The sequence below is a fragment of the Spirosoma aerophilum genome, assembly GCF_054782495.1.
Genome location: NZ_BAAGSJ010000013.1, coordinates 351799 through 374553, shown reverse-complemented (window position 1 = coordinate 374553; position 22755 = coordinate 351799). Strand labels below are relative to the sequence as shown.

Genomic DNA, 22755 nt, shown 5'->3' with positions numbered 1-22755 from the left:
TTATAAAGCGATGCCACGGTCTGGAGCCGTGGCATCGCTTTATAGTGAACGCCGGTCTACTTGGAGGCTGAAGGCATAAGTACCGTATCGACCGAATGAACGATACCATTGGTGGCTTCCACGTCGGCCTGATTGATGGTAGCAGTATTGCCCGCACCATCCGTTATGGTAATATTTTCGCCTTGTTTACCCACAGTTAACGTACCGCCCGTTACGGTTTTCAGCTTCTGACCTTCCTGCAATTGATCAGTTGTATACTTTCCTTTGACTACGTGATAGGCCAGTAATTTCACCAGTTTAGCTTTGGACGCTGGCTTCCAGAACTCATCGACTGTTCCGGCTGGGAGTTTCTCAAAAGCCTCGTTCGTTGGGGCGAACACCGTGTAGGGGCCTTTTCCACTGGCCTGCTCGGTTAAACCCGACACCCGCAATGCCCGAAACAAAATGGTATGCGAAGCTGATTTGGCCGCACTTATGGCCAGGTCCTTTCCGGTCGACGACCCTGTTTTTACGGTTGTCGTTGTTGCACTAGATTCGGCAGCCGAATTTTGACTTTGCGCCAAACTATTCGAGAACGCACCAGCCAGTAAGGTAAGTGACAATGCCAGGCCAACATAAGATTTACTCTTCATTTTGAATGTAGTTGAAAATGAAACATATGACTTGTCCTGTAGACAAACCCGGAGCAATCGCACCGATTTGTTGATTAAACGGTCAAATCACGGCTGTAAATTGCCCTCTTCAGAAAGAAATTGAGCCAAAGGGACAAAATGAGTTAGTGAATAACCGTCAGCTGGCCTCGATAGGTTGTCACGAGCGAACCATGACCGGCCCTGATCTGGTAGGTATATACCCCCGTCTGAACAACGTTCTGCTTGTAAGTGCCGTCCCAGGGCTGAGCGTAACCTTTCGAGAAAAAGACCAGTTCGCCCCAGCGATTATAAATAGAGACTTCAGCCTGAGAAAATGCGCTGATGTTCGGGATAACCCAGGCGTCATTCAGCCCATCGGCATTGGGCGAGAAAGCGGAAGGAATAAACAGGGGTTCGACTACCTCAACCAGAGTCGTAAAGCTTGCCGGACACCCGGCCGCACTAACGGCCGTAAGCTGATAGGCGGTTGTTTCTCGTGGGCTGGCCCGCGGGCTCGCCACATCCGTTTCACTCAGGTCAGTTGGTGGTTCCCACTGATATTGACGAATAGGTTCATTGGTCCGGGTCACCAGCTCAACGCTACTACCCTTTATAATGCCATAGGTCATTGGCCCGCTGATCGTAGGCCCTGCCAGCACAACCGCCGACCGCTTTTGCGTAGCCCGACAGCCATACGACGAAGTGACCGTATAGGTAAGTGTGTGCTGGCCCACTCCCGCTGCCACGGGATCGAACTGATCACCCGTTACGCCGGCTCCGGCATAAATACCCCCCGCCGGCTGACCCTTCAGGGCAACGAGTAATGGACTGGCGACGCAAACCGGGTCCAGGGAATCGAACTCAACGACTGGCCGATCAAATTGCCCGATCGTTACGCTATCGGACAAGGCCGTGCAGCCGGTTGGCGCGGTTACTGTAAACTGATACGTGCCCGCCTGCCGCACCACAGCCACGCTGACCGTATCGGCTAATTTTGCGCCATTCCGCTGCCATACATACCTGTACCCAGGGGCACTTACCGCGGTTACCCGGATCGATGAATCAGGACAGACACTGGAAGCGGATACCTGTATTTTTGCAACCGGCGCAGGATTAACCGTTATCTGAAGGCTATCCAACCCATCGCAACCGGCCTCGGACGATGTTGTGTTCACCAGATACATACCAGACTGGTACACCCTGATGCTGGCTCGGTCACCAACAATAGTTTGTCCATTCCGGCGCCACTGATAGGTAGTTCCGGGGCGTTCATCGGCCTGAAGTGTCAGCGTATCACCGACACAATAAGGAGACGGCGTACTAACTGATAGATTTACGGGTTGCGATGTGGCAAGCGTAACCTTCACCGCCTGTGATAACGTATCATTGGCACAAACGTTGGCCTGGCTTTTCACAACGGTATAAACGCCTGATTCGGTCACCCGAAGTGTGTCGCCCGTAGACCCCCGCAAATTTGCTCCGTCTTTTTGCCACTGGTAGGCCCATACAGCATTTCTGTCGACCGTAAGCACCAACGGATTCGAAGCGCACCAGGTTAGCTCCGACACCGGCTTTCCATTGGCCATGACTACCGCCGGAGGGGGTGTATTTTTTGAACAGTCGACCACCGGCAATTGAAAATCTCGCCGAACAACACCGATACGCTGCCCATTTCGAAACTCTTCACACTGGACCGTGAACAGGTAAAGACCCGCCTGCGTTGCCCGAACGGTTAACTGACCGGTAGTCGGATTAATCGACAAAGCAGGATTGCCAGGGATGATGTTTGTTAACCCATAACCCGGCGACCACGAAATGGCTGGATAACTGGCTCGCGGGACAGAACTAGTACTATTCGGCTGATTACGGTTCGTATAGCCGTTCAAAGGAGTTACCAGCGAATAGGTAAGCTGGTCGCCATCAACATCTGTCGCGCCCGCATTAAACGTAAATGATTTGTTGATACAGATATAATCCCCATTCGGCAAACGAAAGTCGGGGGCCGAATTCCTGAATGACAGGCCATTTTTCGTCATGGGCGGAAATTCCAGGTAAAACACCATGCCTACGCCATCGGCCGAAGCGCTATTCACGTTTGTCAGGTTGTCGTTCCGGCAACATCGCTCCCAAACGATATAGTAGCCCCCCGGATCGGTGTATTTAGTTGGGTCGAACTGATAATTACCATAATAGTTGGCCTGGGTAAAGCTCAGCTGGCGCAGTGAAGCACAGGCTTCATTATCAAACGTCAGCGGCTGCGTTTCTTTGAGCTGAAGCGTAATCTGATCGACAAGAACCGGGTTTTGTTTTCGATAAACCAGCAGTATCACGGAGCCATCCCGGTTGCCATTGGGTCCGGGCACAGTTTTGGTCTCATCCCAGTACTGGTTCAACTGCAATAAAAAAAGGCCGGGCGTCGTGCCTACGGCCCGCATGCTCATGTCGCCCCCAATAATGTGTGTTGCCTGCGCACAAATGGATAAGAACATACTTCCGATCATCACCAGCCCTGTTTTCATTAAACAGGAAACTCTGTTTCGCCCCGCCCCTTCCATACTCTTGTCAATAAATCTGATTCATTCAGTCGCTTAATAAAAATTCATATTGAATATACTGCTATTAACCGGATGAGTCTTCTATGCAAACCCAGCTATCTATTTAATGGGAATACTTGTCTGGCAAAACGAACCGGACCCGGTACCTTCCCGGTAAACGCTTTCTCTAAATTTCAGGTCATGACAAAAATCAGTTTGCACATGTTGATTTGTCAATATTCAGAATAAAGGACCCCGTTATCTTTATATCCAGATCAGTACCTCATTTTTAGCTTTAACTACTGGATATACTATGGAAATGGCTTTTGATTTTGAGACGCCCGCGCTGACTGTTGGGGAGATCGTAGCCGCCGACATTCGAACGGCGGAAGTCTTTAAACGATTGGGAATTGATTTTTGCTGTAATGGTAAAAGGACCCTGTTCGAAGCCTGCGTCCGGGCTGATGTACCCATCAAAACGGTTATAGAAGCTCTTCACAGCCTACCCGCCGAAGCCCCTCGGTCTGCTGAACAATTCGACAAATGGGAGTTGGGATTTTTAGCTGATTACGTCTTAACCGTTCACCATGGATACCTGTACAGAAGTCTGCCATTTATCGAAGAGCTCGTTTTAAAGGTAACCGCCAAACACGGCGACCGGTACCCAACTCTTCATTTTGTTAAGCAAGCCTTTTTAGCGCTGAAAGCCGATCTTCTGGCTCATTTGCAGAAAGAAGAAATTGCGTTATTCCCGATTATAAAACAGCTGGCCATTGCCAAACAAAACCAATCCACTCCGCCCGCCAGACAGCCCCTGTCCATCAAAGCACCCGTCGGTTGTATGGAACACGAACATGCGTTCGCTGGATCACTGCTATTTCAGCTTCGGGAGTTGACCAATGATTACACTGCCCCGCCAGATGCCTGTAGCTCACACCGCCTGATGCTGGCCAAACTCGCCGAGCTCGAAGCGGATTTGATGCAGCATATTCACCTCGAAAATAATATCCTGTTTCCGAAGGCCATCGCCCTTGAACAAGCGTAGTCGTATAAACCATCATCTGCTGCACAACAACCCCACACGCCAATGATTTCAAAAACAAGTGGTTACGCCATCCGGGCACTGGTTTATCTGGCCTTAAAAAGCTCGAATCTTCACAAAGTGGGTATTCATGAACTGGCGGCTGAACTGAACGTGCCTCAACCGTTTTTGGGGAAAATCATGCAGGGCCTTGTCCGGCGAGACATCATCAGTTCTGCGAAAGGGCCTAACGGTGGTTTTTTCATCAACGAACAGACACTTATAACGCCTATTATTGACATCGTGGACACCATTGACGGCCTGGGCATGTTTCGCCGGTGTTTTCTGGGTTTACCCGAATGCAACCGTGAAAAGCCCTGCCCCCTGCATCATCATGTTATTGGTCTTCGTGACTCGCTTCAGCATTCCCTCGAAAGCCTGATGGTGCATGATATGGTGTTGGATGTAGAAGGCGGCTTGTCCGTGTTAAAACGACTTCCCGAACGTTCTACAAACGACGCGGTATGACAGGCTTTCAAACCCCTTATACTGGCATAGACATTTCAACAGGGTTACCTTCGGTATGCCAGGCATATACCTGATCAGCCTGTTTTTCATACTAACTGAAAGCGTGTTGGTGGCCGACTCCCTTTGGCAACAGTCCGACAGCTATTTACCTCACAGCAGCGACTGGCTGTTACTCCTATCTGTTGGCGTGTTGCTGCTCTGGCTCAAGCAACGACCACCCCGCTCCTCCGCAGCTTTGTTGTCGTCCATGCCTTAACCACTCTTGCCGGAAAATCTCTTTTAGCGCCAGTTTTTCCAGTCATTAACTCCCTTGCCTAACGATTACGTGTTGACGTTAAATTGTCTTGACCACTTTCGCGGGAATTCCAGCCACAACGGTATTGGCGGGCACATCGCGGCTCACAACGGCACCGGCGGCCACAATAGCATTTTCTCCCACCGTAACGCCGGGCAGAATAGTAGCACCGGCGCCGATCCAGGCATTGCGTTTAATTACGATCGGTCGGGGTATCAGCGTCGTTCGGTCGGTCGGGTCCAGGGGGTGATTTTCTGACGTTAAATTAACGCGGGGCCCAACCTGAACATCATCCTCAATGGTAATTCCCCCAATGTCCAGAAACGAGCAGGCATGATTGATGAAAATGTTTTTACCCAACCGAATGAACCGACCAAAGTTGGTATGAAAGGGCGGAAAAATCGTCGTCGACTTATCGATCTCCGAACCGATGATTGTGCTTAGCTGACTGCGTACCTGATCAACGTCCGTTGCCGACGCATTCATCTGGACGCATAATCGGATGGTGCGGCCAACGACCTCACCAAATTTTCCGTACTCCGGATCATCCTTTCGCAGGAGTTCGCCAGCCTGTAGCCGTTCAAAAATGTCTCTACCGGCAACTATTTGTTTCGGGTTCGTTTCACTCATGTTTCGGTATTCAATTGGTCACCGCATACGGCACGGCTTTGTTTACAGCTGTTACTCTTATTTTGAATAGTCGCTATCGCTTACTTTCTCCATCCAGTCCACTACTTTACCGTTCAGGTTTTCCTGCATGGCAATATGGGTCATGCCGGTTGATGCTGTAGCGCCATGCCAGTGCTTTTCGTTGGGTTCGAACCAAACAATGTCGCCGGGATGGATTTCTTCTACCAGCCCCCCTTCCCGCTGCACCCAGCCACACCCGGCAGTTACAAATAGTGTTTGGCCCAGAGGATGCGTGTGCCAGGCCGTTCGGGCACCGGGTTCAAATGTAACCATAGCGGCTGCTGCCCGCCTTGCTTCATTGGCACTGAATAAGGGATCAATTCGAACGGCGCCGGTAAACCAGTCTTCCGGCCCTTTAGCCGAAGCCTGTGAACCTACTCGTGTAATTTCCATTTAAAGAATCTTTATCTTAAACAACAGCCTTATAGCCGTTAAAACCTGTATTTTTCAAACAGAAGGAGCTCGTTATTCAAGCACGCAAAACAGCGCAACTAACTTCGTTGGTAATCTTTACTACTTAGTAGAACTTCTAAAAAAAGGCAGAACCTGTTTAAACGTTCGGTTAGCGGGCGATTTTATACGTTTAAACAGGTTCGTACCAAAGATCAGGTCATCACTAGCTTATACCTGTTTTTGCAGTAGTTTATCCGGCGTAATCGGTAGTTCGCGGACGCGCTGACCGGTGGCGTTAAAAACAGCATTGGCGACGGCTGCGGCAAACCCGATCAGGGCAATTTCGCCCATACCTTTTGCACCCATCGGATTGATGATTGGGTCGGGTTTGTCGATCATAATCGTTTCGATGGCGGGTACATCCGCGTGAACCGCAACGTGATAATCGCCCAGGTTGTTATTCACGAAACGACCGAAGCGGTGGTCAATGACCGCTTCTTCGGTGAGGGCCATGCCGATACCACCGGCCACCCCGCCAATCATCTGACTAGCAGCTGTTTTTGGACTCACGATACGGCCGGAATCTGCCACGCTAACCGCTTTGGCAACGCGAACAACACCCGTCAGCGGATTGACCCGAACCTGTACGAAATGCACCGAGAACGAATACATCGAATACTTCTCCTGTTCCGGACCGCCTTTCGAGTCCTTCGTTTTGTCGATTGTAGTAAGTTTATTCGCCTGCATCAGGTCACTGACCGCTACCTTTTTTCTCGACTCTTTTTCGACCGATAAGACGCCATCGGCCATAACCAGTTCATTAGCCTGTTGACCGGCCAGCGGGCCACCCGTTTTGATAGCCAGTTCGATCAGTTCATCTTTGACACTGGTGCAGGCTTCGTATACCGCCGAGCCTACGGCCGAGACAATGGCCGAGCCGCCCTGCGTAGGAGCTTTGGGTAACGATGTATCGCCGTATTCCACCTTAATGCGGTTCATCGGCACCCCCAGCACGTTGTGTGCGATCATGGTTAGAGCCGTTCCTGTACCGGGTCCAATATCGGTTACCGCGCTTTGGATGATCAATGACCCATCGACGTTTAATAAGACCCGGGCGCTTGCCTCCCAGCGGAAGGCATTGAACGTTCCCGTGCTCATGCCGTACCCAACGAGCCAATCACCATCGCTTGAACTACCCGGCTGAAGTTTCCGGTTGTTCCAGCCAATGGCCTCGGCCCCACGTTGATACGCTTCTTTCAGGTTTTTGCTTGAGTAAGGTCGGTTTCGTTCGGGGTCGGTTTCAGTGTAGTTGCGCAGTCGGAACTCGATGGGGTCCAGGTTCAGCTTATGGGCCATCTCGTCCATTGCCGACTCCAATGCAAACGCACCCGTTGCTTCTCCAGGGCCCCGCATCCAGATCGGTACACTGCGATCAAGCCGCACGATGCGGTAACGGGTACTCACGTTTGGACAGGCATACAGAAACTTGGTCATGTTGACGGTCGCTTCGGTAAAGTCCTCATAGCTGGCCGTTTCGGCGGTGGCCGCGTGCGCAATACCGATCAGTTTACCGTTCTGGTCGGCACCCATATTAATCGTCTGTACCGTATACGGCCGGTGCCCTACCAGCGTGAACATCTGGCTTCGGTTCACCACCAGTTTCAGAGGCCGGTTGATTTTCCGGGCAATTGCGACGACGGCCGTTTCCTGCGGCCACGTCCGCAGCCCCATCCCAAATCCGCCCCCCATGAACTCCGTATGCACGTGAATGTTCTTCGGGTCGATTTTGAACGCTTCGGCCATGGCCTGCTGGGTAGCATTTACGCCCTGCGTTTTGGCATAGATCATCAATGTATTGGCACCCGTCCAATGGGCCAGAATACCGTGCAGCTCCATTGGGTTATGGACTTCCACCGGAATGGTGTAGTTGGCTTCCAGTGTAACCGGGGCTGTTTTGTAGCCGTCGGCCTGGCCCCGCAAATAATTACCACCATCAGCCCCTCTGGGCGCAACACCATCCGACAGGTGCTTCTGTAAGTCGGTGCGGGCTTTTCCGTTCGTGTAGGTCGCCTTGACGAGTGAAGCCGCAGACGTGGCCCGCTCGAAACTGTCGGCAACGACGATGGCAATGGGTTGCCCGTCGAATAAAATTTTAGGACTACTCAGTATCCGATAGGTCTCCTCGGTTTTGGGTTTAGGAGCGGGTCCGTCGGCTTCACCGCCAACGGGAGCGTCCCACCCCGGAATAGGCGGCATGTTCTGATGGGTGAATACACCCAGCACACCCGGCGCGCCCAGTGCTTTTTTGGTATCCAGGCTACCAATGGTTCCTTTGGCAATCTCGCTGCCGACGATGACGCAATATGCTGTATTGGGTAGTTCAAAATCGGCAAAGTACCTGGCCCCACCGGTCACTTTCATCCGCCCATCAATTCGATCGATCGGTGGATTTTTTGTCTTATTTGTCATGATCAGGCGATTTTAGTGGCCGTTTTAAGGGCGTCAACAATTGAATTGGGGGCCAGAATAAGCTTGAAATCATTCTCACCGTAGCCCTTAGCGCCCTGCATGGCCAGCTTGGCCGCCTGTTGAAAGTTGGCTTCGGTAGCGGGCTTCCCTTTGAGAAACTCCTCGGCTGCTGTCAGTCGCCAGGGCTTGTGAGCCACACCGCCCATCGCCAGCCGAACATCCTGAATTATACGGTCCGTCGCACGGTTACCTTTCATGTTCACTCCAACACCTACCGACACCAGCGCAAAGGCATACGAGGCCCGATCCCGCACTTTCAGATAGTGCGAATTATCGGCAAATCGGTTTGTTGGCAGATCTACCGACATGATCAATTCACCGGGCTGCAGGGTGTTATCTTTCTGCGGCATATCGCCGGGGAGCCGATGGAAGTCAATGAACGGAATAACTCGATCCCCCTTGGGGCCCGATACATTTACGGTTGCATCCAGCGCCACGAGTGCAATGCACATATCGCTCGGATGAACGGCAATGCACTTGTCAGATCGACCGGATTGCCCCGTTTCGGTACCGAAAATGGCGTGCATCCGGTTATGACCGCCAATAGCGCCACATCCGGCTGGTCCGTTGGGCTGTCCTTTATCAGGGCCCGCCTGTACCGGGCTGCGCTTGTTGCAGGGCATCGAGGTATCGTAAAAATACGGACATCGGGTACGCTGCATCATGTTGCCGCCCACGGTGGCCATGTTCCGAAGCTGCGCCGAAGCACCTGCATTCAACGCCTGCGACAGGAGCGGGAAATGTTTCTTCACCAGCTCATTATCGGCTACGGCCGAGTTTTTGGCCATAGCCCCGATCCGCAGACCGGTGGCCGTTTTTTCAATTGTGGCCAGGGGCAGTTTGTTAATATCGACCAGCCGTTCGGGAATGATGACCTCGCGCTTCATCAGGTCGATGAGATTGGTGCCACCTGCCAGAAAGTACGTGCCACTTTCTTTTGTGATCGTTGCAATGGCGGCTTTGGGGGTCGTAACCCGCGTAAACTGAAACGGATTCATACCTTGGCCCCTCCTTTTTTTACATCCATGATGGCATCGACAATGTTGGCATAAGCCCCGCACCGGCAGATGTTGCCGCTCATATATTCGCGAACCTCGTCGGGGCTATTGGCGTGCCCTTCGCGGATGCAGGCCACCGCCGACATAATCTGGCCGGGGGTGCAGTACCCGCACTGAAAACCGTCGTGTTTGATGAAAGCTTCCTGCATTGGGTGTAGCCGGGCGGTTGCCGGGTCGCCCTCTGTCAGTCCTTCAATGGTCGTTACCTGACAACCTTCGGTGGTCATGGCCAGCGTCAGGCAGGCGTTGACGCGTGCGCCGTCGACATGAACGGTGCAGGCTCCGCACTGGCCGTGGTCGCACCCTTTTTTGGTACCGGTCAGGTGAAGCTGTTCACGCAGGAGATCGAGCAGGGTGACCCGCGGTTCGATGGACAACTGCCGCATCGTCCCGTTGATGTTAACCTGAAGCGGCATCTGCTCAAAGGCAGCCGCCATTTTTTCATCAAGTCCCTGATCAACGGCAGCCTTGGCGGCAGATGGCGTCAGTGCCAGCGCAGCGAGGGCTGAGGACTGCTTTAAAAAGTTTCGTCGGGATGAATCAGAGGAGCCTGACTCATCACTAAAGTGTTCAAATTGATCCATAAAGCAAGTTTTGGCAAACGTTGAGAAACGAGTACGATGGATGACAAAATCATAAAAATCACTCTACCTCAAAAGTGACCGTTACATGTCCGGAACCCAGGGCGGCCATAAGCCCCTCCGGATTATTGATTCGTCCCACCTTTGTATAACTGTAAGATGTGGAAAACGATTTATAGAAAATCACCAGCGTGTTGGCACCATACAGCATCAGATCGCCCGTTTGGATCGTTCCGGGGAGCGATGCGTTCATGGGCAGATCTTTTGAGAGGGTATAATACTTTTCGTTACCATTCAGCTCAATCATCGAAAGCGTCATCGGAAGCCAGGCGTTGAACGCCGTAACGGTTGGGTTGTTGAAGAGAGTGGCGTTAAACGTTTGGGAGCCAATCCTGATCTTGATCGTGCCGCCAATCGGTTGATGGCTCATTAGGGTGTCATTTCGATTTGTCTCAAAGGCCGCATCAAACCCGTAGTCATCCTTTTTGCAGGCCATGATGCCAACGAAAAACGGAATAAAAGGCAACAGGGCCATGACTGATTTTCTCATGTTGATTGACTTTGACTTAGTTCCGTGAACACGTATTGCTTGACATACCTGGCGAAGTGAGTAAACGGGGCGCACATCGGCATGGGAAATCGCGTTGGTTCATTGTCTAACGTACGCTGTCATCTGAATAAGTTTTACAACAAAACTATCCCAATCCGTTGGGTGATCTTATAGCGAAATCAGCGCACTTTTTATGAAAAGCGCATTTTTTGACAGAATAATGAGTTACTGGTTTTTGAGCACCAAAGGCTAGCCTGAAACGTTGTTATCTATAAATCTGGCAGAAAGACCAACATCCAGATACCCTTTTGAGCATAAACATACCCCATTGCCAATATGAAAACACAACCATCAAAGAGAGCAGGGTTCCGACGAACCGGTGAGCCCAAGCCCATTACGATGGTGTATGATATGCCATCTTTGCTCCCACCCGGCACAACGCCGGTAAGCAGGATTTACTACGAAGACTGGAATATAAAGGTTGTTGATCGGGAGAAAAGCGGATGCGACAACTACCTGTCACCTAACCGGCGCGACTTCTACAAAATCATGCTCATGACCAGCGGCACGGGTCTGAAAACAATGGGCAAAAACCAGTACTTCATTGATGAGCGAACCATTCTCTTTCTGCATCCCAACGAAATTGTATGCTGGCGCAATGCAAGCCCTACGGTGGGCGGAGGCATTTTCTGCATGTTCAAAAAGCGGTATCTGGATCAGCACCCCTCACTGAAATTGATTATCGATCGGTACCGTTTTTTTTCCGGGAAGAAAATTCTTCGGCTCTCCGATCAGTCAACCCGGATGATTCATAGCCTGTTAACTCAGATGAAGGCAGAAGCAACATTGGGCGGGGAATTAGCGGAAGAAGCCATGCAAGCCTATGTTCAACTCATTCTGATTGAGAGTCTAAAAGGCACCGATTATGAACCAAATGGAGAGGTTACCGGTGATTATCACCATGTATATGCGTTTTTCGAACTGCTGGAAAAGGAAACGAACCTGGCGAATCTGGATAACCCCATCCGAATGCGCTCGGCCAAAGACTACGCCGAGAAACTGAATCTCAACCCGAGCTATCTGAACGGGCTCGTGAAAAAGCATACCGGCCAACCTATCAGTACGCTCATAAAAAATAGGTTGTTGGAGGAAAGTAAGGCATTGCTGGTTCAAACGAACTGGACGTTGCAGGAAATCAGTCAGATCATTGGCTTTGCCGATCAGCCAAACTTTAGCCAGTTCTTTAAAAAATATGTGGGTATAACGCCCAATGAGTTCCGGCGTGCTCCCATCTCTCCCGATTTTGAGGGCCCAGCGCAGCCCAGCCAGATAGAACTGACAATATAGACCAGCCCGTATTCCATCTCCATGACTTCCCGCAGCTTTTGTCAAAAATTGCCAATGGGCTTATCATGGATTGGGTGTTGAACCGGGTAGCTTCACCAGGCCACTTAATTCCTGCACAAGCGGTTTGGGCTGTTCCGTTTTATAGATCACCACGTGCTGAATCCGGACTTTATTGAACGGCGTTCCGTCGTTGTTCAGAATAGGCATCGATAACATATTGGGTTCCTGCTGTATATCGAGCGATGCCGGTATGAACGAGATACCCTTTCCCAGCCGAACCATACTTTTCAGAAGTTCGAAGGAAGGAACACGCTGCACAATGTTGGCTTCGCGGTCTACGTTTGCCAGACGGCAAATTTCCTCGGCATGCCCGAAAAAGACACCCGCTTCCCGACCAACATCGACCCATTTCTGGTCACGAAGTTCCTCCAGCCGGATACCCGCCTGATTGGCCAGCGGGTGGTCTCTGTTCATCAAAATCGTGTAATTGACCTCGGCATAGGTCGTTGCTGTCAATCCATCGTAGACTAACGGCAGCACTGTCATACCCAGGTCTACCCGACCGGTAGCTACCCATTCCTGTACCTGTGTCGTGTCGGGCAACTCAATCAGTTTAATGGGTAGCGCTGGGTAGTGATTCCCAAAAAGCTCCAGCATGCCCATAATTCGTTCGGGCAAAATCAGCTTGAAAACACCCAGAGTCACAGCCGACGCTTTGGCCCCTGCCTGTCGCACGTTTTGAATAGCCTGCTCACTCAGCTGCAGAATGCGCCGGGCATCTACCAGAAACAGGGCTCCCGCTTCGGTCAATTCGACCTTGTGCCACCGGGCACGCTTTACGCCCACAAAGAGCTCTACACCCAACTCCCCCTCCAGCAACTTGATCTGTTGACTCAAGGCCGATTGGGTTACGAACAACTGCCCGGCTGCATGGCCAAAGTGCAACGCTTCTGCCACCCCGACAAAATATTTCAACTGTCGTAATTCCATATACGATCCCTTTATAACCTGTCTAATACCATTGAAAGGATGCCAGACGAAGCGTTCATAGTAATTAGTTTTACTTATTAGTAAGTAAGAAAATATAATTAGATAAATTAAGGTTAAAACTGTCTTTTTGCAGGAAAGCACGTACTAAAAAGAAAAGCTACCAGATGAACAGGATACACCGCCGGGATTTTTTAGCTCAATTAGCACTCGCAACAGCTGCAGTCTCTGTGCCCAGACATGCTTTTTCCTTCCATAGTAAAGCCGACTCATTTGTTGAGGCAGAAACAACCTATGGCCGAATAAAGGGGTTGCAAAACGAAGGCGTCAACCTCTTCAAAGGTATTCCGTATGGCGGCCGCATTTCCGGCGACCGGCGATTCCGGCGGCCGGCTCCCCTCGAACCCTGGACTGGTGTGCGGGATGCGTTACAGTTCGGTGCCCCCGCCATTCAGCCACCCCGCCGGAACGAGCCAGCCCCATCGGAAGACTGCCTGTTCCTGAATGTGTGGACGCCCGCCAATGACAATAAGAAGCGGCCGGTCATGTTCTACAGTCATGGTGGAGGCTTTGTGGGTGGTTCAGGAGCCGCTGGGGGGCAGGATGGCTCAAACCTGGCTCGGAATTTCAATGTCGTAGTCGTCGAAACCAACCACCGTTTAGGGTTGATGGGTTTCCTGTATCTGGATGAACTTGGTGGGGCCGACTATGCCGGTTCGGGCAACATGGGCATGCTGGATATTGCCGCTGGCCTGAAGTGGGTGCACGACAACATTGCGCAGTTTGGGGGCGACCCGAACAACGTCATGATCTGGGGTGAATCGGGCGGTGGGGCCAAAACCTCCTGTCTGTATGCCATGCCCGAAGCGGCCCCCTACTTCAATAAGGCTTCCATTGAGAGCGGGCCGGGTGTTCGGATGACGCCCAAAGAAGTAGCGGCCGAAACAACGGCCATGCTGTTGAAAGAACTGAATATTGCCCCCAAAGACTGGCGAAAATTGCTGGATATACCGGCTGCGGACTTGCTCGCTATGCAGGCCAAGCTGCCGTTTGTCCCCCCGTTTATTGAAAAGAACAAGAACCTGGGCATGATGCGCCGAAACTACGGGGGCTTCGGGCCGGTCGTCGATGGCGTTGTGCTGCCTCATCATCCTTTTGATCCAACAGCCCCGGCTATTTCGCGGAATAAACCGTTGCTGGTTGGCTGGAATGAGGACGAATACGCCTTTTTCGCCTGGGAACGCAAAGACACCGAGTTTGCCAAACTGGACTTCGACAGCCTGTCGAAAAAACTGGAGCCCCAGTACGGCGAGGACACGGCCAAAATCATTGATACCTATCGGAAAGCAAATCCTGATGCCACAGCACCGCAAATTTTTATGGCCATATCTTCCATTACGATGATGGGATTGGGCTCTGTCGATATTGCGGAGAAAAAGGTGAAACAGGGTGGAGCACCGGTTTATCTGTACAATTTCGGGTATAAGTCGGAGAAGAAGATTCCGGGTATTGACTATCCGATGGGTACTCCCCACGCCATGGACATTTCGTTCAAGTTCAATAATGAAATTCCACCCCGCGACGGTTCTGCCCCTAAAGAAAGCTTCTTCGGCGGCAACCGACCTGAGCGCTTTACGGCCTCGCATCACTTCGCTGAATTGTGGACCACGTTCGCCCGGACCGGCAAGCCAGCCGCCAAAGACGTTCCCAAGTGGCCAGCTTATAATCTTAAGACCCGACCAACCATGCGGATCGATACGACCTGCGAGGTGATCGATAACCGATTCAGTCAGGAGCTGGCCGTCTGGCGAGCTGTCGGAAAGTTATAATACCTGATTACATCTCATTCCAAAAACAGCTGAATAGCTATCGCTGCTGAATACATCCAGCGTGGCACATCAGGAAATTTGTTCTTGATGTGCCACGCCTTTTCCCAAACCTCCTACTCCACGTCAATGAAACCTGTACGTAAAGCCGTTTTTACCCTGTTTATAGCCGTTATTTGTCTGTCAGCCCGGCCGCTGCTGGCTCAGCAAATTCGGGAAGAATTGATGCAGAAGCCCTGGAAAGCCCAGTGGATCACGGGGCCGGGCCGACCCATCAACCGGTTTACGGCCAGTTCAGACCTTAGCCTGAAGGACTATGGCGTTTTTAAATTCCGAAAAACCATTGAGCTAGCCAGCAAACCGGCTTCGTTCGTCGTCCATGTGTCGGGCGACAATCGGTACAAGCTCTTTGTGAACGGGAAGCAAATCGCCCAGGGACCCGCTCGGGGTGATTTGTACTTCTGGAATTTCGAAACGCTGAATCTGGCTCCTTATCTGGAAGCAGGACGTAATACAGTGTCGGCGGTTGTCTGGAACGATGGTCGACTGAAACCCGAAGCCCAGATTTCATTCCTGACCGCGTTCATTTTACAGGGCGATACGGCTGCGGAAGAAATTCTGAACACGAATGATAGCTGGAAAACGATTAAAGATGAGAGTTACCAACCCCTGCCCGTTCGGGTTCCGGGCTATTACGTAGCCGGACCCTCTGAGCTAGTCGACATGACCAAGCAGGTGAAAGGCTGGGAAAACACCGGTTTCGACGACAGCAACTGGGTCAAAGCCCGTACAATTGGCCCCGGCGTCACCAAAGACGCGGCCGTCAACTCGACAGGCTGGATGCTGGTTCCGTCGGTGCTGCCCGCCATGGAAATGACGACCCAACGACTGGCCTCTACCCGTCAGGCAGAAGGAATCACTGTTCCAACTGGTTTTCCTGCCACCCCAACGAAAGTGACCATACCCGCCAATTCCAGCGCAACGATTCTGGTGGATCAGGGCTTTCTGACCAACGCCTATCCTACTCTCGCGTTCAGCGGAGGCAAACAGGCCACCCTGTCGATGGGATACGCCGAAGCCCTGTATACACCCCGCGCTAATGCGCCCACTTCCGGAGGGGGACGAATGCCGGCGCTGTCCAAAGGCAATCGAAACGACATTGCGGGAAAGACATTCATTGGCAAAACTGACAGTCTGCTGTCGGATGGAGCCGCCAATCAAGTGTACACCCCGCTTTGGTGGCGGACCTACCGCTACATTCGGCTGGTAGTAAAAACGAAGGCAGAGCCCCTGGTCATTGATGACCTGTATGGCACGTTTACGGGTTACCCGTTTGTGGCTCAGGCCAAACTACAGAGCGCCAGCCCCGAGATGGGCCAGATGCTCGACATTGGTTGGCGGACAGCCCGGCTTTGCGCCTTTGAAACCTACATGGATTGCCCATATTACGAGCAACTGCAATACATTGGCGACGCCCGGATACAGGCGCTGGTATCGCTCTATTATGCGGGTGATGACCGGCTGGTACGATACGGGCTCACGCTCATGGACCACTCCCGACTTGCCGAGGGCATTACCCTGAGCCGCTACCCCACCGATTTACATCAGCAGATTCCGACGTTCTCTCTTTGGTGGGTGGCCATGCTCCACGATTATTTCATGTACCGACCCGATAGTTTGTTCATTAAAGATAAGCTGCCCGGTGCCCGACAGGTATTATCGTTCTTTGAGCGCTATCAGCAGCCAGACGGGTCGTTAAAGAACGTTCCTTACTGGGTATTTACGGACTGGACGCAGGGCAAGGGGTGGGACTTTGGCATGGCCCCCATCGGCGCCAAAGGAGAGTCGGCCGTACTCGACATGCAGCTTTTGTGGACCTACCGATTAGCCGCCGAACTGGAGAATAAACTGGGCCTGAAAGACCTGGCGCGGCAGTACAACAACCGGGCCGATCTGTTGAGCAAGACCATCCAGCGCAAATACTGGAATGGGTCCCGCAACCTGTATGCCGATACCGAAGCAAAGGACACTTATTCGCAACATGCGAATTCACTGGCCATCCTGTCGGGAATTACTCCCGCCGATCAGGTCCCTAAAATTGCCGGCAAAATGCTGACCGATACGACTCTGGCACCGGCCTCTATCTATTTCAAATTTTACCTCCATCAGGCCCTGGTGAAGGCGGGGATGGGCGACGATTACATGAGCTGGCTCGGCAAATGGCGGGAAAATATAAATATGGGGCTATCGACCTGGGCAGAAACGTCGGATGTGAATACGTCGCGTTCGGATTGTCATGCCTGGGGCTCCAGCCCGAACGTCGAGTTCTTCCGGACCATCCTTGGCATTGAAAGCGCGGCTCCCGGCTTTTCCAGTGTGCGCATTACACCCCACCTGGGTACGATCAATACAATCAGCGGTGAAATCCCCCATCCCAATGGAAAGGTTGCCGTCAATTATGTCGTACAAAAAGGAGCGCTACGGGCTGACGTAACCCTTCCGCCAAAAACTACCGGAAGTTTTGTCTGGAAAGGAAAGACCCATTTACTCAAAACCGGAAAAAACACGCTGGCGCTGTAAAATTCCTTACTCTCGTGCAAAACCGGCTGTCAGTTCCTGATAGTCGGTTTTTTTGTGCCCTTGTGATGTTATTTGGACAGTATTCCTTTCGCAATGAGGTACGGAATCAACAACCACAATAGCCCTTTGATCAGAAAGAAAAGGAAACCGCCCCAACCCAGTCGCTTGAGCCAATATCTGAACCGCTCATTCATAAAATAAAGATACTAATGTCTGGCCATGGGCCTACCCGACGTGATTTATCAGCCAAGCTACAACATTTTTCTCATTGGCTGAACGACGTCTGGTTTGCCGATGAATTTTACCCGGATAAGGATAAAAGCGGACGTCAAGTTCATTTAAGGTCATTACGCTTTATCCATCCAAAGGGGCCCCTTTGCCAAATAAACCAAAAAATAACAGCAACTTTGCCCGTTCACTTGTTATACGTACAGAAACATTCAAGGGCAGAATTTATCATGAATATCACTAAAGACAAAGTTGCCGCCATCCATTATACCCTGCGCGATAGCGACGGTAACGTACTGGACTCAAGCCAGGGGCGTGATCCATTATACTATCTACATGGGGCCAATAACCTGATTCCCGGCATGGAAGAAGGGCTGGAAGGCCGCGCCAAAGGCGACGTGTTGAAACTCGACGTTGCTCCCGAAAAAGGCTATGGCAAGCGTGATCCCCAACTAATTGAAGAAGTTCCCCTGCGGGCTTTTGGCGGTCAACCCATTGAGGTGGGCATGCAATTTGAAGCGAATGATGGTCAGGTAATTACCGTTACCAACGTAGGTCCCGAAACCGTAACCGTTGACGCGAACCACCCCCTTGCCGACCAGAGTCTGCACTTTGACGTGGAAGTCGTTGATGTTCGCGATGCCACATCAGACGAACTCTCACACGGCCACGTTCACGGTCCCGGCGGAGCGCATTAACAGAGGAGGGAATAAAGGGATGAGGGGGAGTAAAGGGAAAAGAGGTATAATACTTTCCCCTTACTCCCCCTCATCCCTTTATTCCCTCTCGTCCCCTTACTCCCCCTCATCCTTCTACTCCCCCTCATCCCTCTACTCCTTCTCATCCCTTTATTCCCCTCTTCTATCTATCTTTGTACCACAGATCATGGCACAAATAGGTACAGACAAACGAGCGGCAAAAGAATTTCTGGAAGCAGGGGATGTAGTTGGTATTCCTACCGAAACCGTTTATGGATTAGCCGGGAATGCATTGAACCCCGATGCGGTTCTGTCTATTTTTCGGGTAAAGAACCGGCCCTCTTTCGATCCACTGATTGTTCATACCGACTCGTTCAAGAAACTCAATCAGTTTGTTTCTCATATCCCCGACCTCGCCCGGCAGTTGGCTGAACGTTTCTGGCCGGGTCCGCTTACTCTCCTTCTCCCTAAGCGGGAACTCATCCCTGATCTGGTCACGGCGGGCCTGCCTACGGTGGCCGTTCGCATCCCGAACCACCCCCTTACCCTCGCCCTGCTTCGCTCGCTCGATTTCCCATTAGCCGCCCCCAGCGCCAACCCATTCGGTTATATCAGCCCAACGACCGCCCGGCATGTTGCCGATCAACTAGGCGATCAGGTTCCATATATTCTGGATGGTGGCCCGGCCGGTATCGGTATAGAATCGACCATTGTTGGGTTTGAGAATGGCAACGCTACCGTGTTCCGCTTGGGCGGTATGGCTTTGGAACAGATCGAAGCGGTCATCGGCCCGGTTTCCGTTCGGACACACTCTACGTCGAACCCCAACGCACCGGGCATGCTGAGCAGCCATTATGCTCCCCGCAAACCCCTGTTTCTTCTACAGCCGGGCCAGAGCCCGGAACCGGGTGAACGAGTAGGTGCGCTGGCCTTTCGCGAACCATTCGGCGGTATTCAGTACCAAAACCAGCGGGTCCTCTCTCCTACCGGCGACCTCAACGAAGCGGCCAAAAACCTGTTTGCTCACCTGCGGGCGCTTGACAGTCTGGACATTGATATTATCTATGCCGAACCGTTACCCAATCAGGGGCTGGGCTGGGCTATGAACGACCGGCTCAAACGGGCCAGCGTGCAATAGACTTACTTACATTTGCCGGCTTTGTAAGACATCAGCCCCCTTTTTGGCCAGTTCCATAATCATCGGCAAGAGGTGACCAAATCGGGCGTCCTGGCTGTGTCCCTGTTTCCAGCGCGCGTAGATCTGCTGGGCTATCACCGCATTTTTGTAAAGCCCAAACACGTAATAAAAGAGGATATGGCTCAGGTCGCGACCACTTTTCTCTTCGTATCGCTGAATGACCTCCTGCCGGGTTAGATTGCCCGGAAGCCAGGTCAGATTGAAATTCTTGTAGGCCGGACTATCCCCGACTTCCGACCAGTAGGCTAGTGTAGCCCCAAGATCCATAAGCGGGTCGCCCACGGTGGCCATTTCCCAATCCAGCACACCTGTTAGTACAGACAGCGGCTCGCCTGTTGTTTCATTCGTGGCAAATACCACATTATCGAACTTGTAGTCATTATGCAGAAAAGCCGGTGGCTGTTCAAGCGGGAAGTTGTCCAGCAGCCAATGACCAATCTGGTCCATGGCCAAAATAGAGTCAGTTTCAGCATTACGGTAACGTTTGATCCAGCCCTCCACCTGCCGCTGAACATATCCCTCCGGTTTTCCCAACTGAATCAGACCGGTTTTTTCGAGATCGAGGTGATGAATAGCGACCAGATTATCGACTAACGCTTGCGATAATTGCCGCATTTTGTCGGGTGCCAAATCGAGCGTCGGTGCCATCGACGCCCGCAGAATAACCCCTGAAATACGGGTCATGATGTAAAACGGTGCGCCTAGCACATCGTCCGTTTCGCAGAAGACTACCGGTTCGGGAATTTTGGTATAGTGTGCTGTCAGCAACGACAGCACCCGAAATTCTCGCCCCATATCGTGCCCACCTTTTATATTGGCACCAAAGGGAGGTTTGCGCAGCACCAATTCCTGATCCCCGGTTCTGAGCAGATACGTCAGGTTCGAGAAACCACCTGCAAATTGCCGGACATCCAGCACCGTCCCTATATCCGGCCTGCGGGCCTGAAGAAACGTATTCAATTTAACCAGGTCAAGCTCTTCACCCGACCGAACAGCCTGTGGCCTATCAGGACTAATCATGGTCAATACACAGATAAAACCGGGTGAATACCATACATTCTGCGTCAAACATTGGAGTGCATTTTTTCAGCGTCCATCATCTTCCGGAATTGCCGTAACTCTTTTACCTTCTGCTTAATGTCGAGCCCGTAGTTCTTCAGGATACTCATCGCCAGATTCTGTTTGTGCACCTCATCGGCCCCGTCCCAGATACGGGCACCCCGCTCATGGCGGTACATGGCCGATAAGACGGTGTCGTCCGTTACGCCAAGCGCTCCATGCACCTGAATCGCCCGATCGAGCACGCGCAAAAAGGCATTGGCTACGTAAAACTTAATACCGGACACAGCATCCCGAACATTGCTCACGCCAACCGTATCGATCATATGGGCCGTGTTAAGTACGTAAAGCCGACTGGCGTCAATCTCGGCCCGGCTTTCGGCAATAAAATCCTGAATAAACTGCTTCTCGCCCAGCATAACACCTTCTTCAATCTCGCGGGTGGCGGCTCGTTTGCACATCAGGTCCAGCGCTTTTTCGGCATTGCCGATCCAGCGCATACAGTGGTGCACCCGACCCGGCCCCAACCGTTCCTGCGCCAGCCGAAAGCCCATGCCTTCGCCAGCAATCACATTCGACACCGGCACCCGACAATCGGTGTAGGTCACTTCAGAATGACTGAACCAGCCCTCCCCGGCTTCGCCAAAGACGGGAATGTTGCGCTCGATCTGAAAGCCGGGTGTGTCTGTTGGCACGATGATCATACTGGCGCGCTGGTGGGGTGCTGCCTCGGGATTCGTCACGGCCATCACAACGGCAAACGCAGCGCCATCGGCCGACGACGTGAACCATTTACGGCCGTTAATAACATACTCATCGCCATCCCGAACAGCCATCGTGGCCATCCGGGTTGGGTTAGACCCGGCGAAATCCGGTTCGGTCATCGAAAAACAGGAGCGTATCTCACCCGCCATGAGCGGCTTCAGGTAGCGCTCCTGTAACTCTTCGGAAGCGAATTTGTGCAGTAACTCTGTATTCCCAATATCGGGAGCCTGACAGCCAAATACATAGTGGCCAAAAAACGGCGCATGGGCCAGTGCTTCGCTGATTTGCCCAAACTCACAGAGTGTCAGTCCATGCCCTCCTTCGGCTTCGGAAAGGTGTAGCCCCCACAAACCGGCCGCTTTCACCTGTTTGCGTTTTTGGTCAAGGACAGGAATGAGTTCAGCCAGTTTATTATGCGAAAAGCCCTCTTCGAGCGGAATCAGTTCGGTTTCGACAAAGTCGCGTACCCTGGCCAGCAAAGGCCTGACGCGGGCTGTAGTGAAAATAGTATCCATAGTTTGTCTACCTTACGATTGGCAAATTATGGTATTTTTCCCATCTAAAATAAGAACCCGCCTGTTGAACTTAACTTATTGATCAACTTTCATATAAATACTCCGGTATGAAGCTCCGGGGCAACTTTCGCTTCATGACTTGCTTTGCCTTCGTAGATGAGAACCCGTTTTAGTACCCAACCGGTTTACCAGGATCTGTCTGGCTTCTGGTTATAGAAATACAAGAAACCAATGCCCAAGACAAATCGGAAGATTGTATCACCGACAAAGAAAGCACTAAAAGGTACGTTTAGCCCGTACACATGGTATATGCCAAGTATTATACCTGCCAGAACATTTACAGCTTCAGCCAGTAATAGCGTACGTAAAGTATATGAAGTAGGTGTATTTCGATTCAAAAACAGCAGTATTGCAAAGCTTCCAATATTGATGCCTAAAAACTGCATGATTGAAATGTGTGATACGTCAACACGGGGTACACCATAGTTTTTGAGAGCCATTTCAGGAGTAAACACCATAGAAAAGGCCAATAAGGCACTATAAATACCAGCAATCAGTAGAAAAGTAGGACGGCTCATGATCATTACACTGGGGTGGTATGGATATGTAGCAAAGCTCCATTATTCAATACCTTATCACAATCCCCAAATATGGGGAGATTATAATCTTAGAGTGTTCGCTGAACTGTAGCAAATGGGTGTATATTTTTTCAGGCGATTCTAATATTCTTCTAAGTGGCTG

The 22755-nt window shown here is 51.6% G+C and carries 20 protein-coding genes; 8 read left to right on the top strand and 12 right to left on the bottom strand.

Going from position 1 to position 22755, the window contains the following annotated elements:
• Positions 1–56: 56 nt before the first annotated feature.
• Both ACYVK4_RS13050 and ACYVK4_RS13045 read right to left on the bottom strand, forming a co-directional pair.
• Positions 57–632: a fasciclin domain-containing protein gene (locus tag ACYVK4_RS13050; RefSeq protein ID WP_461127954.1), complete on the bottom strand. Its 576-nt coding sequence runs from the start codon at positions 630–632 to the stop codon at positions 57–59.
• A gap of 143 nt (positions 633–775) precedes the next feature.
• Positions 776–3151: a gliding motility-associated C-terminal domain-containing protein gene (locus ACYVK4_RS13045; protein WP_461127953.1), complete on the bottom strand. Its 2376-nt coding sequence runs from the start codon at positions 3149–3151 to the stop codon at positions 776–778.
• 328 nt (positions 3152–3479) lie between these two features.
• Between ACYVK4_RS13045 and ric the strand changes: the two genes are divergently transcribed.
• The 3 genes from ric to ACYVK4_RS13030 are packed head-to-tail and all read left to right on the top strand — an operon-like array spanning position 3480 to position 4971.
• Positions 3480–4211 carry an iron-sulfur cluster repair di-iron protein gene (gene ric / locus ACYVK4_RS13040; protein ID WP_461127952.1) on the top strand — a complete coding sequence of 244 codons (732 nt, stop codon included), beginning with the start codon at positions 3480–3482 and terminating at the stop codon, positions 4209–4211.
• A gap of 42 nt (positions 4212–4253) precedes the next feature.
• A complete protein-coding gene (locus tag ACYVK4_RS13035; RefSeq protein WP_461127951.1) occupies positions 4254–4715 on the top strand; it encodes an RrF2 family transcriptional regulator in 462 nt (153 codons plus the stop codon).
• A gap of 55 nt (positions 4716–4770) precedes the next feature.
• A complete protein-coding gene (locus ACYVK4_RS13030) occupies positions 4771–4971 on the top strand; it encodes a hypothetical protein (protein ID WP_461127950.1) in 201 nt (66 codons plus the stop codon).
• 78 nt (positions 4972–5049) lie between these two features.
• Here ACYVK4_RS13030 and ACYVK4_RS13025 read toward each other — a convergent pair whose 3' ends face one another.
• From ACYVK4_RS13025 to ACYVK4_RS13000, 6 genes are all read right to left on the bottom strand, one after another.
• On the bottom strand, positions 5050–5640 hold the full coding sequence (locus ACYVK4_RS13025; RefSeq protein WP_461127949.1) for a sugar O-acetyltransferase: 591 nt from the start codon (positions 5638–5640) through the stop codon (positions 5050–5052).
• Between the two features lie 57 nt (positions 5641–5697).
• On the bottom strand, positions 5698–6093 hold the full coding sequence (locus tag ACYVK4_RS13020) for a (R)-mandelonitrile lyase (RefSeq protein WP_461127948.1): 396 nt from the start codon (positions 6091–6093) through the stop codon (positions 5698–5700).
• Positions 6094–6321: 228 nt separating this feature from the next.
• Positions 6322–8562, bottom strand: a complete 2241-nt coding sequence (locus tag ACYVK4_RS13015) for a xanthine dehydrogenase family protein molybdopterin-binding subunit (protein WP_461127947.1) — start codon at positions 8560–8562, stop codon at positions 6322–6324.
• A 2-nt stretch (positions 8563–8564) separates the two neighbouring features.
• Entirely contained in the window at positions 8565–9620 is a 1056-nt protein-coding gene (locus tag ACYVK4_RS13010) for an FAD binding domain-containing protein (RefSeq protein WP_461127946.1), read from the bottom strand.
• The gene (locus ACYVK4_RS13005; RefSeq protein WP_461127945.1) at positions 9617–10264 is read right to left on the bottom strand and encodes a (2Fe-2S)-binding protein; all 648 of its coding nucleotides are present in this window, start codon (positions 10262–10264) and stop codon (positions 9617–9619) included. The genes ACYVK4_RS13010 and ACYVK4_RS13005 overlap by 4 nt, the downstream gene beginning before the upstream one ends.
• Positions 10265–10322: 58 nt before the next feature.
• Positions 10323–10811, bottom strand: a complete 489-nt coding sequence (locus tag ACYVK4_RS13000; RefSeq protein WP_461127944.1) for a cyclophilin-like fold protein — start codon at positions 10809–10811, stop codon at positions 10323–10325.
• A 336-nt stretch (positions 10812–11147) separates the two neighbouring features.
• Here ACYVK4_RS13000 and ACYVK4_RS12995 point away from each other — a divergent pair, with 336 nt between their 5' ends.
• Positions 11148–12158, top strand: coding sequence for a helix-turn-helix domain-containing protein (locus tag ACYVK4_RS12995; protein ID WP_461127943.1), 1011 nt, complete (start codon positions 11148–11150; stop codon positions 12156–12158).
• A gap of 63 nt (positions 12159–12221) precedes the next feature.
• Here the strand turns inward: ACYVK4_RS12995 and ACYVK4_RS12990 are convergent, their stop codons facing one another.
• Positions 12222–13148 carry a LysR family transcriptional regulator gene (locus ACYVK4_RS12990; protein WP_461127942.1) on the bottom strand — a complete coding sequence of 309 codons (927 nt, stop codon included), beginning with the start codon at positions 13146–13148 and terminating at the stop codon, positions 12222–12224.
• 227 nt (positions 13149–13375) lie between these two features.
• Between ACYVK4_RS12990 and ACYVK4_RS12985 the strand changes: the two genes are divergently transcribed.
• The 4 genes from ACYVK4_RS12985 to ACYVK4_RS12970 all read left to right on the top strand — a co-directional run bounded on the left by ACYVK4_RS12985 (position 13376) and on the right by ACYVK4_RS12970 (position 19615).
• A complete protein-coding gene (locus tag ACYVK4_RS12985; RefSeq protein WP_461127941.1) occupies positions 13376–14974 on the top strand; it encodes a carboxylesterase/lipase family protein in 1599 nt (532 codons plus the stop codon).
• A gap of 126 nt (positions 14975–15100) precedes the next feature.
• Positions 15101–17551 (top strand): alpha-L-rhamnosidase-related protein, encoded by a 2451-nt coding sequence (locus ACYVK4_RS12980; protein ID WP_461127940.1) that lies wholly within the window; start codon positions 15101–15103, stop codon positions 17549–17551.
• 458 nt (positions 17552–18009) lie between these two features.
• Positions 18010–18477 (top strand): FKBP-type peptidyl-prolyl cis-trans isomerase, encoded by a 468-nt coding sequence (locus ACYVK4_RS12975; RefSeq protein ID WP_461127939.1) that lies wholly within the window; start codon positions 18010–18012, stop codon positions 18475–18477.
• Between the two features lie 187 nt (positions 18478–18664).
• Positions 18665–19615, top strand: coding sequence for an L-threonylcarbamoyladenylate synthase (locus ACYVK4_RS12970; RefSeq protein WP_461127938.1), 951 nt, complete (start codon positions 18665–18667; stop codon positions 19613–19615).
• A gap of 6 nt (positions 19616–19621) precedes the next feature.
• On the opposite strand, the gene ACYVK4_RS12965 is transcribed toward ACYVK4_RS12970, so the two are convergent.
• The 3 genes from ACYVK4_RS12965 to ACYVK4_RS12955 all read right to left on the bottom strand — a co-directional run bounded on the left by ACYVK4_RS12965 (position 19622) and on the right by ACYVK4_RS12955 (position 22592).
• Positions 19622–20695 (bottom strand): phosphotransferase family protein, encoded by a 1074-nt coding sequence (locus tag ACYVK4_RS12965; protein ID WP_461127937.1) that lies wholly within the window; start codon positions 20693–20695, stop codon positions 19622–19624.
• A gap of 44 nt (positions 20696–20739) precedes the next feature.
• The gene (locus ACYVK4_RS12960) at positions 20740–22014 is read right to left on the bottom strand and encodes an acyl-CoA dehydrogenase family protein (protein ID WP_461127936.1); all 1275 of its coding nucleotides are present in this window, start codon (positions 22012–22014) and stop codon (positions 20740–20742) included.
• 185 nt (positions 22015–22199) lie between these two features.
• Positions 22200–22592 (bottom strand): hypothetical protein, encoded by a 393-nt coding sequence (locus ACYVK4_RS12955; protein WP_461127935.1) that lies wholly within the window; start codon positions 22590–22592, stop codon positions 22200–22202.
• Positions 22593–22755: the final 163 nt, after the last annotated feature.

What these genes read in the sequence shown, in the direction of transcription:
- ACYVK4_RS12975 (WP_461127939.1), top strand. Translation starts at nt 18,010, where the DNA reads ATGAATATCACTAAAGACAAAGTTGCCGCCATCCATTATACCCTGCGC.
- ACYVK4_RS13010 (WP_461127946.1), bottom strand. Translation starts at nt 9,620, where the DNA reads ATGAATCCGTTTCAGTTTACGCGGGTTACGACCCCCAAAGCCGCCATT.
- ACYVK4_RS12960 (WP_461127936.1), bottom strand. Translation starts at nt 22,014, where the DNA reads ATGGATACTATTTTCACTACAGCCCGCGTCAGGCCTTTGCTGGCCAGG.
- ric (WP_461127952.1), top strand. Translation starts at nt 3,480, where the DNA reads ATGGAAATGGCTTTTGATTTTGAGACGCCCGCGCTGACTGTTGGGGAG.
- ACYVK4_RS13050 (WP_461127954.1), bottom strand. Translation starts at nt 632, where the DNA reads ATGAAGAGTAAATCTTATGTTGGCCTGGCATTGTCACTTACCTTACTG.
- ACYVK4_RS12995 (WP_461127943.1), top strand. Translation starts at nt 11,148, where the DNA reads ATGAAAACACAACCATCAAAGAGAGCAGGGTTCCGACGAACCGGTGAG.
- ACYVK4_RS13030 (WP_461127950.1), top strand. Translation starts at nt 4,771, where the DNA reads ATGCCAGGCATATACCTGATCAGCCTGTTTTTCATACTAACTGAAAGC.
- ACYVK4_RS13015 (WP_461127947.1), bottom strand. Translation starts at nt 8,562, where the DNA reads ATGACAAATAAGACAAAAAATCCACCGATCGATCGAATTGATGGGCGG.
- ACYVK4_RS13020 (WP_461127948.1), bottom strand. Translation starts at nt 6,093, where the DNA reads ATGGAAATTACACGAGTAGGTTCACAGGCTTCGGCTAAAGGGCCGGAA.
- ACYVK4_RS13005 (WP_461127945.1), bottom strand. Translation starts at nt 10,264, where the DNA reads ATGGATCAATTTGAACACTTTAGTGATGAGTCAGGCTCCTCTGATTCA.
- ACYVK4_RS13035 (WP_461127951.1), top strand. Translation starts at nt 4,254, where the DNA reads ATGATTTCAAAAACAAGTGGTTACGCCATCCGGGCACTGGTTTATCTG.
- ACYVK4_RS13045 (WP_461127953.1), bottom strand. Translation starts at nt 3,151, where the DNA reads ATGAAAACAGGGCTGGTGATGATCGGAAGTATGTTCTTATCCATTTGT.
- ACYVK4_RS13000 (WP_461127944.1), bottom strand. Translation starts at nt 10,811, where the DNA reads ATGAGAAAATCAGTCATGGCCCTGTTGCCTTTTATTCCGTTTTTCGTT.
- ACYVK4_RS12980 (WP_461127940.1), top strand. Translation starts at nt 15,101, where the DNA reads ATGAAACCTGTACGTAAAGCCGTTTTTACCCTGTTTATAGCCGTTATT.
- ACYVK4_RS12965 (WP_461127937.1), bottom strand. Translation starts at nt 20,695, where the DNA reads ATGATTAGTCCTGATAGGCCACAGGCTGTTCGGTCGGGTGAAGAGCTT.
- ACYVK4_RS12970 (WP_461127938.1), top strand. Translation starts at nt 18,665, where the DNA reads ATGGCACAAATAGGTACAGACAAACGAGCGGCAAAAGAATTTCTGGAA.
- ACYVK4_RS13025 (WP_461127949.1), bottom strand. Translation starts at nt 5,640, where the DNA reads ATGAGTGAAACGAACCCGAAACAAATAGTTGCCGGTAGAGACATTTTT.
- ACYVK4_RS12955 (WP_461127935.1), bottom strand. Translation starts at nt 22,592, where the DNA reads ATGAGCCGTCCTACTTTTCTACTGATTGCTGGTATTTATAGTGCCTTA.
- ACYVK4_RS12990 (WP_461127942.1), bottom strand. Translation starts at nt 13,148, where the DNA reads ATGGAATTACGACAGTTGAAATATTTTGTCGGGGTGGCAGAAGCGTTG.